12 protein-coding genes are annotated in these 12580 nt (G+C 58.6%); 10 read left to right on the forward strand and 2 right to left on the reverse strand.

Going from position 1 to position 12580, the window contains the following annotated elements:
• The first annotated feature begins 68 nt into the window (after nt 1-68).
• The gene (locus tag CLV83_RS20655; RefSeq protein ID WP_132297263.1) at nt 69-629 is read left to right on the forward strand and encodes a hypoxanthine-guanine phosphoribosyltransferase; all 561 of its coding nucleotides are present in this window, start codon (nt 69-71) and stop codon (nt 627-629) included.
• Nucleotides 630-864: 235 nt separating this feature from the next.
• Here the strand turns inward: CLV83_RS20655 and CLV83_RS20660 are convergent, their stop codons facing one another.
• Nucleotides 865-1635: a ParA family protein gene (locus CLV83_RS20660; RefSeq protein WP_132297266.1), complete on the reverse strand. Its 771-nt coding sequence runs from the start codon at nt 1633-1635 to the stop codon at nt 865-867.
• A 62-nt stretch (nt 1636-1697) separates the two neighbouring features.
• Nucleotides 1698-2744, reverse strand: a complete 1047-nt coding sequence (locus tag CLV83_RS20665) for a DUF2333 family protein (protein WP_132297269.1) — start codon at nt 2742-2744, stop codon at nt 1698-1700.
• Nucleotides 2745-3239: 495 nt separating this feature from the next.
• On the opposite strand from CLV83_RS20665, the gene accB reads away from it, so the two are divergent.
• The 9 genes from accB to CLV83_RS20710 all read left to right on the forward strand — a co-directional run bounded on the left by accB (nt 3240) and on the right by CLV83_RS20710 (nt 12574).
• The gene (gene accB / locus CLV83_RS20670; protein ID WP_132297272.1) at nt 3240-3692 is read left to right on the forward strand and encodes an acetyl-CoA carboxylase biotin carboxyl carrier protein; all 453 of its coding nucleotides are present in this window, start codon (nt 3240-3242) and stop codon (nt 3690-3692) included.
• A 31-nt stretch (nt 3693-3723) separates the two neighbouring features.
• Nucleotides 3724-5064: an acetyl-CoA carboxylase biotin carboxylase subunit gene (accC, locus tag CLV83_RS20675; RefSeq protein WP_132297275.1), complete on the forward strand. Its 1341-nt coding sequence runs from the start codon at nt 3724-3726 to the stop codon at nt 5062-5064.
• 129 nt (nt 5065-5193) lie between these two features.
• A complete protein-coding gene (prmA, locus tag CLV83_RS20680; RefSeq protein ID WP_132297278.1) occupies nt 5194-6099 on the forward strand; it encodes a 50S ribosomal protein L11 methyltransferase in 906 nt (301 codons plus the stop codon).
• Nucleotides 6096-7418, forward strand: coding sequence for a DUF3426 domain-containing protein (locus tag CLV83_RS20685; RefSeq protein WP_132297281.1), 1323 nt, complete (start codon nt 6096-6098; stop codon nt 7416-7418). Before prmA ends, CLV83_RS20685 begins: the two co-directional genes overlap by 4 nt.
• A gap of 247 nt (nt 7419-7665) precedes the next feature.
• Nucleotides 7666-8640, forward strand: coding sequence for a tRNA dihydrouridine synthase DusB (gene dusB, locus CLV83_RS20690; protein ID WP_132297284.1), 975 nt, complete (start codon nt 7666-7668; stop codon nt 8638-8640).
• 17 nt (nt 8641-8657) lie between these two features.
• A complete protein-coding gene (fis, locus tag CLV83_RS20695) occupies nt 8658-8954 on the forward strand; it encodes a DNA-binding transcriptional regulator Fis (RefSeq protein WP_104004338.1) in 297 nt (98 codons plus the stop codon).
• A gap of 32 nt (nt 8955-8986) precedes the next feature.
• Complete coding sequence (gene purH, locus CLV83_RS20700) at nt 8987-10570, forward strand: bifunctional phosphoribosylaminoimidazolecarboxamide formyltransferase/IMP cyclohydrolase (protein WP_132297287.1); 1584 nt, start codon at nt 8987-8989, stop codon at nt 10568-10570.
• 16 nt (nt 10571-10586) lie between these two features.
• The gene (gene purD, locus CLV83_RS20705; protein WP_132297290.1) at nt 10587-11873 is read left to right on the forward strand and encodes a phosphoribosylamine--glycine ligase; all 1287 of its coding nucleotides are present in this window, start codon (nt 10587-10589) and stop codon (nt 11871-11873) included.
• A gap of 86 nt (nt 11874-11959) precedes the next feature.
• Nucleotides 11960-12574, forward strand: a complete 615-nt coding sequence (locus CLV83_RS20710; RefSeq protein ID WP_132297293.1) for a LysE family transporter — start codon at nt 11960-11962, stop codon at nt 12572-12574.
• Nucleotides 12575-12580 lie beyond the last annotated feature (6 nt).

The following is a 12580-nucleotide window of genomic DNA, read 5'->3' on the forward strand; positions in this document are numbered from 1 at the left end:
TTGCCCTTACCGACAAAGCGCTTTATGGTTCGCGGTTCTCAACCGATAAATTAAGCAGGAAGACGCCCATGAGCAGCACTGATCTCGACCATATCAAACAGGTTTATATCGAATCGGATCTGCTGTTCAGCGAGATGGAAGTCAAGGCAGCGATCCAGAAGATGGCGGCGGAAATCACAGAGCAGCTGGGCGATGCCGACCCGGTGGTATTCAGTGTGATGAATGGCGGCCTGGTGATCGCCGGGCAACTGCTGCCGATGCTCAACTTCCCGCTGGAAGCCAGTTATCTGCATGCTACCCGTTACCGCAATACAACGGCAGGTCACGAGCTGGAATGGAAAGTTCCACCGATGGTGGAGTTCAAGAACCGCCCGGTACTAATCATCGACGACATTCTGGATGAGGGCCATACCCTCGCCGCGATCATCGATTACTGCCGCGAAGCCGGCGCCAGCAGCGTGCAGTGCGCAGTACTTGTGGACAAACTGCACGATCGCAAGGCGCGCCATGACCTGCAAGCCGACTTCATCGGCCTTCAGGTAGAAGATCGCTACATCTTCGGTTATGGCATGGACTATCAGGGATACTGGCGCAACGCCCCGGGCATCTTTGCAGTCAAAGGCTTATAACGCCTGCACCTTAGTTGGAAACGACGAACCCGATATCTGGGGTTGCGCGACAGATCACAGCCGCTAGAATCGGGTCAATTCCAAACCAAACAGGTAAACCATGACGGAAGTCGTGATTCTGACCGTATCGGCTGCAGCACTGGGGTGTTGGTTGCTGAATCTGCGCCGCAAATCGCAGAACGGTCGCCGCCAGATTCGTTAAGCGGACCTCTCTTCAGCTCTCAGACTGCAGCACTCAGGCCGGGTGCAGTTCGTCGTAGAGATTCAGGAATTCCTGAGTCAGACGGTGCTTGGGCGCCAGCTGAATCAACGGACTCGCTGCCGTGTGTGACTCCTTCATCTTCACCGACGACGGAATACGGGTATTCAGCACCGGCAGGGATTCCGCCAGCAACTCGGCAACAATCTTCTGTGGTAGCGACGCCCGCGGTTGATACTGGTTCACCACTATCCCCTCCACCTCCAGCGCGTCGTTATGATCCACCCGGGTTTCCTGAACATTGTTCAGCAGGCTGTAGAGTGCCTGGCGGGCGAAGTCATCGCAGTCAAACGGGATCAGGCACTTCTCTGCGGCACAGAGCGCTGACAGCGTAAAGAAGTTGAAGGCCGGCGGCGTATCGATATAGATCGCATCGAACCGGTCCATCAGCGCTTCCAACGCATCCTTGAGCTTATAGATCTTATGCTTGGATTCGAGTTTTGACTGGAGATCGCCGAGATCTGGGTTGGAGGGGATGATCCACAGATTATCAAACGGTGAGGCGTGCACATACTCGCCGGGATCGGTCGGCTTGAGCTGAAAGGTCAGCGTCTGCTCAAAGAAGTCACGCACGTCGGTATCCGGCGTATTCGCCTCGTCACCGAGCAGGTAATGCGTAGAGTTACACTGGGGATCCAGATCCACCACCAGAGTCCGCAACCCCCGACTGGCACTGATCGCTGCCAGGTTTACCGCAATACTCGACTTACCAACACCGCCCTTCTGATTGAACACAACTCGACGCATGGATACACCTCACACTTATGCTCTAAAGCGCGCACGAAGCGCCAGCAGGTCATCCGACTCTGTCAGCCCTGTGAAAGCAGGTCGCGGAGATCGATAATTGCAGCGTTGGCGCGTGAAATATAGGAAGCCATCACCAGAGAGTGGTTGGCCAGCAGTCCAAATTCGGTACCGTTTAGAATCATCGGGCTCCAGATGGTTTCCTGGGTGGCCTCAAGCTCACGGATGATCTGCTCCAGGCTGACGCGGGCACTTTTCTGCTCCAGCGTATCGGCGAAATCCACCTTAACCGCTTCCAGCAGATGAATCAGCGCCCAGGCGGTGCCTCGGGCTTCATAGAAAACATCATCAATCTCGAGCCAGGGCGTCTTGATCAGAGACTCATCCGCCGCGGCGGTAGACTGAGTGGCGCCAGGGCTCCCGGCAAGATCGGTATTCAGACGACGCTGACCGACACTGGCGCTGAGACGCTGCGACAGACTACCCAGGCGAGTCGACACATCGCCGAGCCAGTCGCGCAGGTTATCAGCGCGGGCGTAAAACTGAGCATTACCCTGGGCAGGATCCGCCAGATCCGCGCGATAGGCGCGCAGCGCCTTCAATGCTTTCTTGTACTGCCCTTCTGACGAAGGCAGGATCCAGAAGTTGGAATCAGACTGGAGCAAAGGCTCCGCCTTTACCAGGCTTGGATCCTCGGTGGATTGTGACTGAGAACGGCTAAACGTCTTACGCATGGCTCTCGCCATGTCTCGCGCCTGAATCAGCACACCGTATTCCCAGTGGGAGATGTTATCGAGCCAGAGTCCCGGCGGGAAACGGTCATTGGTGATATAGCCGCCCGGCTTGTTCAACAGCGTTTCCATCTCGTGGATCAGCACCGATGTGGTCTGATAGCCGACCACGACACTCTCCCCGGCCGCCTCGGCTTCTGCCTGGGCCACGGCCGCCCCATCGAAGCTGTCAGGTTCGAAGCTCCAGTAGATGCCGACCACAATCGTTACCAACAGATAGATACCGACCAGTACCGCCAGCGCTTTGGCAACACGACCCTTGCCCAGGCGCGCTACCAAACCATCCCAGAATTTCAGCCAGATACGCTGCAAAGAGTCCACCGAGTCTTCCTTTTATTCTCTGCCTGCACGCTGCGGAATAAGCCACCGTTACCTCGCCCGAAACCGACCTGTGACAGAAACTGTCGCAATGTATCGAACAAAATCGACTTAAGGGGGTCCCAGAACCTGCCGCCGTTACCCGACAGCGCAACGCGCCTAATGATGCAGTGCACTATGGCGAATTTACGCTAGTCGGTCAACGCAAGCCGAACGCGCCTAAAAAGTGTAAAAAGACGCATCCCTGAGGTGGACAAGCGAGCAAAAGCCAGCCACCTTTAAGACAAAAGGGTGGCAAACGTCGGCAAACAGGCCGTCTAATTCCGGAAAGATGCTGATTCGCGTGGACAGCAGAAAGCCTTTAATGCACACTTAGCGCCCTTAATTAAGTTCATTCTCCTTCGGGCCCAACATCGTCAGCCCGGCATACGCCCGTGTTGACCGGTTCGGGGATGAAACTGTTTTCCCAAACGTCAAAAATTCCGAGACTCTATTCCGATGGATATCCGCAAAGTTAAAAAACTGATCGAACTGCTCGAAGAATCCAACATCAACGAGATCGAGATCAAGGAAGGAGAAGAGTCGGTTCGCATCAGCCGCGCTTCGGGTCTGGTACAGCAAGCCGCTTATGCACCAATGCCGATGCCAGCCGCTGCGCCCGCTCCGGTAGCCCCGGCCGCTGCGCCCGAAGCTGCACCGGTCGCCGCAGAGCCTGCAGGTCACTCCGTCAAGTCACCGATGGTCGGTACTTTCTACCGCTCACCGTCCCCGACCGCTGCACCTTTCGTTGAAGTCGGCCAGTCCGTCAAAGCAGGTGACGTAGTCTGCATCGTTGAAGCGATGAAGATGATGAACCAGATCGAAGCGGACAAATCTGGTGTCGTCGAAGCGATCCTGGTTGAAGATGGTCAGCCGGTCGAATTCGATCAGCCGCTGATCGTTATCGCCTGATCCGCCGTCGCGAACCAAGGATTTCATAATCATGCTCGATAAAGTGCTCATAGCTAACCGCGGCGAAATCGCTCTGCGAATTCTGCGCGCGTGCAAGGAGCTGGGCATCAAGACCGTGGCCGTGCACTCCGTTGCCGACCGTGACCTGATGCATGTGCGCCTGGCAGACGAAGCCGTCTGCATCGGCCCGGCACCCTCAGCCCAAAGCTACCTCAACATTCCGTCGATCATCAGCGCCGCCGAAGTTACTGATTCCGTGGGTATCCACCCGGGTTACGGTTTCCTGGCAGAGAACGCCGGTTTCGCTGAGAAGGTGGAAGAATCCGGCTTCACCTTTATTGGTCCGCGTGCCGAGACTATCCGCCTGATGGGCGACAAGGTCTCCGCCATCGAAGCGATGAAGAAAGCCGGTGTTCCAACGGTACCGGGATCTGATGGTCCGCTGCCCGAAGATCCGGAAACGATCCACCGGATCGCCAAGCGGATCGGCTACCCGGTCATCATCAAGGCTGCCGCCGGTGGCGGTGGTCGCGGCATGCGCGTGGTTCACACCGAAGCGCATCTGACCAACGCGGTTCAGGTCACCCGCTCCGAAGCCAAAGCGGCATTCGGCGATGAAACCGTCTACATGGAGAAGTTCCTCGAGAAGCCACGCCACGTGGAAGTTCAGGTTCTCGCCGACGGTCAGGGCAAGGCAATCCACCTGTATGACCGTGACTGCTCACTGCAGCGCCGTCACCAGAAAGTGGTTGAAGAAGCACCGGCTCCGGGCATCGATCCGGAAGCGCGTGCCAACGTACTTAAAGCCTGTGTTGATGCCTGCATCGAGATCGGCTACCGCGGCGCAGGCACCTTCGAATTCCTGTACGAAGATGGCGGCTTCTACTTCATCGAAATGAACACCCGCGTTCAGGTGGAGCACCCGGTTACCGAGCAGGTTACCGGCGTCGACATCGTCAAGGAACAGCTGCGCATCGCTTCCGGCATGGGCCTTTCCATCACCCAAGATGACGTGAAGCTCAATGGCCACGCCTTTGAGTGCCGCATTAACGCCGAGGACCCGCGCACCTTCATGCCGAGCCCTGGCAAGATCACCTACTACCATGCGCCCGGCGGTAACGGCATCCGTGTCGATTCCCACCTCTACAGTGGCTATTCGGTTCCGCCGCACTACGACTCCCTGATCGCCAAGCTGATCACCTGGGCCGAAGATCGCGAAACCGCACTGCTGCGTATGCAGAATGCGCTGGACGAGATGGTGGTTGAAGGCATCAAGACCAACGTCGCACTGCATCAGGATATCGTTCGCGATTCCAACTTTGCGCGCGGTGGCGTCAACATTCACTATCTGGAGAAAAAGCTGGGGCTCTAATGCCGCTGCTCAACAGATAGACAAAAGCCCGCGATTGCGGGCTTTTTTAATCTTCTGACCCCGCTCACGGTTTCCCGAAAGCGGGGTTTGCGACATACTTTCACCATTGCCGATGTTGGAGTTGTACCCATGCCCTGGTTACAGATAAAGGTTGAAACCGCCCCGGAGCAGGCCGAACACTACGAAGACCTGCTGCTGGCCGCCGGCTGTGCTGCCGTCACTTACCAGGACGCCGAAGACCAGCCTATTTTTGAGCCGGACCTTGGCACCACACCGTTATGGAGCAAAACCGTGGTCACCGGGCTATTCGCTGCCGAACACGACCTGCAGGAGACCCTGGACCTTTTGCACCAGGCGCAGCAGCAGATCGCCCCAAACGCGACAGACCTGCCAACCTTCAAGGCAGAGATTCTTGAAGACAAGGACTGGGAGCGCGAATGGATGGAAAGCTACCATCCGATGCAATTTGGCCGTCGCCTCTGGGTTTGCCCAAGCTGGCGAGAAGCGCCGGATCCCGATGCCGTTAACATGATGCTCGACCCGGGTCTCGCCTTTGGTACCGGCACCCATCCGACGACAGCGCTGTGCCTGGAGTGGCTTGATGGCCAGCCTCTGGATGACCAGCTGGTGGTCGACTACGGTTGTGGCAGTGGCATTCTCGGCATCGCGGCTCTGCTGCTGGGCGCGCGTGAAGTGACCGCTGTGGATATCGATCCCCAGGCGTTAACCGCCACCCGCGACAACCTGAACCGTAACAACCTGGCCGAAAGCCGCCTGCAGGTCTATCTGCCGGAAGCAACGCCCGCAGTTCAGGCGGATACCCTGGTGGCCAATATCCTGGCCGGCCCACTGGTATCGCTCGCACCCACCCTTGAGGCGCTGGTTCGCCCCGGCGGCAAGCTACTGCTATCAGGTCTGCTGGCGGAACAGGCGGATGAGGTTTCTGGCGCTTACAGCCAGTGGTTCGACATGGAGCCAGCCGCAGAAAAAGATGGCTGGATACGCTTAACCGGGGTCAAACGTCAGGCACAATGAACGAGCCTATCGTCACCGAATGCCCCAGCTGCCACTCCCGTTTCAGGGTAACCCAGGGGCAGTTACGCATGGCGCAAGGACAGGTTCGCTGTGGCGCCTGTCTGCAGGTGTTCGACGCGCGTACCGAGGCACACCGCCTGGAGCGAAGACTTGAAAACCGGGCCCGCCAAAAGCGGCGCCCGGAGCTGTTTACTGCAGCCCCCAACAGCGCGCAAGCCGCCAACTCAGGATCCGCTGGCGCAACCATCAAAACCGATGAGCTCAAGGCATATCTCGGCGCGATCACCGGCATGGGCACAGCGGCTGCCGACAAGCGAGAGCAGCCTTCCAATACCGAGGAGCCCCATACTGCCTCGAGTGATGCATCTCCCCCTGACGCAGTCAAACCTGATCCCGAGACATCGGATTCAGAGACACCGCCCCTCAGCGCTTTCTTGAAAGAGGCAGCGGCTGAACCTGAACTCAAGCCTGAGCCTGAGCCTGAGCCTGAGCCTGAGCCTGAGCCTGAGCCTGAGCCTGAGCCTGAGCCGACAGCAGTTTATGCGCCCGACTCCGACACGCAAGCGCAACTCATCTCTGCTGAGATTCCTGAAGGGTCGCTCGACACCCGGCAAACGGAAACCGGTAATAGCTCTGAAAGCAGCTCTGCCAGCGAACCGGAACCGGCTATCGAACAGATCAAGCCGCCTGTTACCGAAGCCGAAGCCAAAGCGCCCGAGCAGCTTGTCGCCGTCGACTCAAGCAAAGAGAACGCTCAGATTGAGTCTGAGCCTCTGGCTGAGCAGGATATTCCGCACCTTTATGCCGAACCGATCACGCTGGAGGTCAGCCGTGAGCAAAGCGACCCCTTCGCTATCGCCGGCTGGTCCATAGCGTCACTGCTGGCGGCGGCCATCCTGCTTGCCCAGGTATTCTGGTTTGAGCGCGACCAGCTTGCCCTGCTGCCCAACTTCAGGCCGTTATACACTCTGGCCTGCGAGTCTCTACCCTGCCAACTGGACGGCACCGCCTACGATAATATCGAGAACCTGCAGCTGGTGGTCCGCCCCCACCCGTCGTTCGCCGATGCTCTGCGGGTAGACATCCGGCTGCAGAACAACGCCGCCTTCCGCCAACCCTACCCAGCGCTTGGGCTCACCTTCAGCAATGTGAAAGGACAGATCGTCGCGCGACGCATTTTCCACCCCGGAGAATACCTCGATGCGAGTCGGCAAAATGCGTTAATGCCTTCCCACGCCCCGGTAGAAGTTCAGCTCGAGATTACCGACCCGGGCGAGGGGGCGCTGAGCTACAACCTGGACCTGCTTCCGGACCGTTAAACAAACCGCGACACGCTCAAAACGCGATGCTGGTCAAGCCCGAAATCGATCAAAAAAGCAACAAAAACGGGTTGGAGCCCCCGTTACGAAAGAGTATCATTGGCCGCCTTCCAAACAGGATGCCAGTGCGGCGTCAGTCCTTTTGCGTCGTTTACGACGCGGGGCTAACTCGTCTCTGACTTCCCTGAGAACCCGGGACTCGGACCTTAGGTCCGGGCCAGAATCCTTTTCTTTTGGCAGGTGCATGATGTTCCGAATCGGCCCTTACACCATTGATAGTCAGGTTATACTGGCGCCGATGGCTGGGGTAACGGACCGTCCTTTCCGTTCACTTTGCAAACGCATGGGCGCCGGACTGGTCGTGTCGGAGATGGTGACTTCCGATACACGCCTGTGGAATTCACGCAAATCCTCCCTGAGACTGGATCACAGCGGCGAAGCCGAGCCTCGCTCGGTACAGATTGCCGGTGGTGATCCAGAGATGATGGCGGACGCGGCCCGTATGAATGCGGAGCGCGGCGCGCAGATCATCGATATCAACATGGGATGCCCTGCCAAGAAGGTCTGCAACAAGGCGGCTGGTTCCGCCCTGTTGCGCGATGAACAGCTGGTTGCCGACATCCTCGATGCGGTGGTCAGTGCTGTGGATATCCCCGTTACCCTTAAAATCCGCACCGGCTGGTCGCCGGAGCAGCGCAATGGCGAGCGTATCGCGGACCTGGCCCAACAGGCCGGTATTGCAGCACTGGCCGTGCACGGCCGGACCCGCGCCGACCGTTATCAGGGTGACGCGGAATACGACACCATCGCCCGCATTGTGAACCGGGTCTCCATTCCCGTTATCGCCAACGGCGATATCGACTCCCCCGAGAAAGCCAGACAGGTGCTCGACCGCACTGGTGCTGCCGCCGTCATGATCGGCCGAGCCGCTCAGGGTCGCCCCTGGCTGCTGCGCCAGATCGACAGCTACCTGCGTCACGGTGAGTATCAGGACGAGCCTGAGACCAGCGAAGTTCTGTCTATACTGACCGGACATCTGCAGGAGCTGTATGGTTTTTATGGCGAGTTCATGGGGGTGCGTATCGCCCGCAAACATGTGGGCTGGTATCTGCAGCAACACCCGGAGGCTGCCGGGTTCAGGAAGCATTTCAATCAATTAGAAACAGCAAGTGATCAGGTAAGTGCTGTCACCGCCCTATTGGGCGATTCAGCGGCTGCTTGAATCCAGGATTTGGGTACATGAGTACAGTGGATAGCAAAGATTTGGAACAGTATGCACAAAGCACCCAGCCGCAGGCGGGTAAACCGGCACAGACTCTTCGTGACACCGTTCACCAGTCTCTGACCAGCTACTTCAAGCAGCTTGATGGGCAGCCGGTAACCGACGTGTACCAGATGGTTCTGTCTGAGATCGAAGCACCGCTGTTTGAGAGCGTGATGGCTTACACCAAGGACAACCAGACCAAGGCATCCGAGGTACTGGGCCTGAACCGGGGCACCCTGCGCAAGAAACTGAAGCAGTACGGCCTGCTGTAATCGAGCGAATAGAGAGAAGCGAATCCAAGACTATGTCTGAGCAGAACACTACACCGATCCGCCGCGCCCTGATCAGCGTGTCGGACAAAACCGGTATTGTTGACTTTGCCCGCGCCCTGTCCGCACGCGGCGTTGAAATCCTCTCCACCGGCGGCACCTACAAGCTGCTGAAGGAAAGCGATATTCCGGCTACCGAGGTTTCCGACTACACCGGATTCCCGGAAATGATGGCCGGTCGCGTAAAGACCCTGCACCCGAAAGTTCACGGCGGCATCCTTGGCCGTCGCGGCACTGACGACGAAGTGATGAGCGAGCACGGCATCGACCCGATCGACATGGTCGTCGTCAACCTCTACCCGTTCGCTCAGACCATCGCCCGCCCGGACTGCGATCTGCCGATGGCGATCGAGAATATCGATATCGGCGGCCCGACCATGGTTCGCTCCGCGGCGAAAAACCACAAGGACGTCGCCATCGTCGTCAACGCCAGTGACTACGACGCTATCCTCAAGGAACTGGAAGCTGACGGCGGCCTGAGCCAAAACACCCGTTTCGATCTGGCGGTGAAGGCATTCGAGCACACCGCTGGCTATGACGGTATGATCGCCAACTACCTGGGCGCCATCGTTGAGGGCGACGCTGAAGAGCCTGCGGACTTCCCGCGCACCTTCAACACTCAGTTCGTCAAGGCACAGGACATGCGCTACGGTGAGAACCCGCATCAGCGCGCTGCTTTCTACGTAGAAACCAACCCGGCCGAGCCGAGCGTTTCTACCGCGCGTCAGCTGCAGGGTAAGGCACTCTCTTACAACAACGTGGCCGACACCGATGCCGCGCTGGAGTGCGTCAAGCCGTTCCAGGAACCGGCCTGTGTGATCGTCAAGCACGCCAACCCCTGCGGTGTGGCAATCGGCTGCGATATCCTCGAAGCCTACAACCGTGCCTTCCAGACCGACCCGACCTCGGCTTTCGGTGGCATCATCGCGTTCAACCGTGAACTGGATGCCGAAACCGCCAAGGTGATCGTCGAGCGTCAGTTCGTGGAAGTGATCATCGCGCCGAGCGTCAGCGCTGAAGCATCCGAGATCGTTTCCAAGAAGCCGAACGTGCGTCTCCTTGAGTGCGGCGAGTGGGGTGCTCAGCGCGCCCAGGCGTTCGACTACAAGCGCGTTAACGGCGGCCTGCTGGTTCAGGATCGCGACCTGGGTATGGTCGACGCTTCCCAGCTCAAGATCGTTACCAAGGTACAGCCCACCGAGCAGGAGATCCGCGATCTGCTGTTCTGCTGGGAAGTGGCCAAGTTCGTCAAGTCCAACGCCATCGTCTACGCCAAGAACGGCCAGACCATCGGTATCGGTGCAGGCCAGATGAGCCGCGTTTACTCCGCCAAGATCGCCGGCATCAAAGCCGCTGACGAAGGCCTGGAAGTAGCCGGTTCCGTGATGGCATCTGATGCGTTCTTCCCGTTCCGCGACGGTATCGACTCCGCTGCTGAAGCCGGCATCAAGGCCGTTATTCAGCCGGGCGGTTCCATGCGCGACCAGGAAGTGATCGACGCTGCAGACGAGCACGGCATGGCGATGGTCTTCACCGGCATGCGCCACTTCCGTCACTGATCAAGGGTTGCTGCTGATGAATATTCTCGTAATCGGTTCCGGCGGGCGCGAACACGCGCTGGCCTGGGCCGCTGCCCGAGACGAAGCCGTCGAGAAGGTCTTCGTTGCACCGGGTAACGCCGCCACCGCTCAGGAAACCAAGTGCCAGAACGTCGACATCGACGTACTGGCGCTGGATGAACTGGCGGCCTTCGCCAAGGATAACGCCATCGCGCTGACCATCGTCGGCCCGGAAGCGCCGCTGGTCGAAGGGATCGTCAACAAGTTCAATGACCAGGGTCTGCGTGTGTTCGGCCCCACCGCCGGTGCTGCTCAGCTCGAAGGTTCCAAGGCGTTCACCAAGGACTTCCTGGCGCGTCATGCGATCCCGACCGCGGACTACCAGAACTTCACCGAGGTAGAGCCAGCTCTGGCCTACGTCCGTGAAAAAGGTGCGCCGATCGTGATCAAGGCCGACGGCCTGGCCGCTGGCAAAGGCGTTATCGTTGCAATGACCCTGGAAGAAGCGGAAGAAGCTATTCGCGACATGCTGGCAGGCAACGCCTTTGGCGATGCGGGTCACCGCGTGGTTGTCGAGGAGTTTCTCGACGGCGAAGAAGCTTCCTTTATCGTTATGGTCGATGGCGAGCACGTACTGCCGATGGCCACCAGCCAGGACCACAAGCGTGTGGGTAATGGCGATACCGGCCTGAACACTGGTGGTATGGGCGCCTACTCTCCGGCTCCGGTGGTTACCCAGGAGATCCATAACCGCGCCATGGAAGAGGTGATCCTTCCTACTGTTCGCGGCATGGCCTCTGAAGGTAACGAGTATACCGGCTTTCTGTACGCCGGCCTGATGATCATGGCCGACGGTACTCCGAAAGTGATCGAGTACAACTGCCGCTTCGGTGATCCGGAAACCCAGCCGATTATGCTGCGCCTGAAATCCAGCCTGGTAGAACTGTGCAACGCCGCACTCGACAAGAAGCTGGATCAGGTGGAAGCCGAGTGGGATCCGCGTCCCGCCGTTGGCGTTGTGATGGCCGCCGGTGGTTACCCCGGTAGCTACAACAAGGGTGATGAGATCAGTCTTCCAGCCGAAACGCCTAACGACAGCAAGGTGTTCCACGCTGGTACCAAGCTGTTCGATGGCAAGGTTGTTACCGCCGGTGGACGCGTGCTCTGCGCCACAGCAATGGGCGACAGCGTGACCGATGCGCAGAAGCGCGCCTACGAACTGGTCGATATGATCAGCTGGAAAGACGCTTACTTCCGCACCGATATCGCCTACCGGGCGATCGCGCGGGAAAAAGCGAACTGAGCAGTTTTCGCTCAGCGCTCAGCTAAAGCAGCCGCCCTCGGGCGGCTGTTTTTGGTTTAAGGGATAACTTTTTAGCAGGGAACACTATGCCACTGGAAGCCTGGCTGGCACTGCTCAGTGCCTCGATTCTTATCAGTCTCTCACCGGGGGCCGGCGCGGCCACAGCGATGACCTTCGGCCTCAATCACGGCGTACGTGGTGCCGCCCCCGCTGTGGCCGGTCTGATTGCCGGCTTCGGTACCCAGCTGCTGATTGTCGCCGTGGGCCTTGGCGGCCTGGTGGCCACCTCGCCGACGCTGTTTCAGGCGATCAAGTGGATCGGCGCCGGCTACCTGATCTGGCTCGGTATTCAGGTCTGGCGAGCCCGCAGCCACCTGAGCCTGGATCGTGAAACCCGCGGCAGCAAGCGCCAGCACTTTATCAGCGCCTACTTTGTGAACATCACCAACCCCAAGGGGATGGTATTCCTGGTCGCCCTGATGCCCCAGTTTATGGATCCGGCCCTGCCGCGAACACCGCAGCTATTGGTAATTGCAGCTACACTGCTGATCGTCGACTGGAGTGTTATGACCGGTTACAGTGGTCTCGCTTCGCACCTGAGTCGCTGGATGCAAAATCCGACAGCACTGCGCTGGCAAAACCGCGTCTCCGGCAGTGCACTGATTCTCGCAGGTCTGGTACTCTCGACAGCAACTCTCTGAAGCGAT

This window comes from Marinobacterium mangrovicola (assembly GCF_004339595.1).
GTDB classification, from domain to species: domain Bacteria; phylum Pseudomonadota; class Gammaproteobacteria; order Pseudomonadales; family Balneatricaceae; genus Marinobacterium_D; species Marinobacterium_D mangrovicola.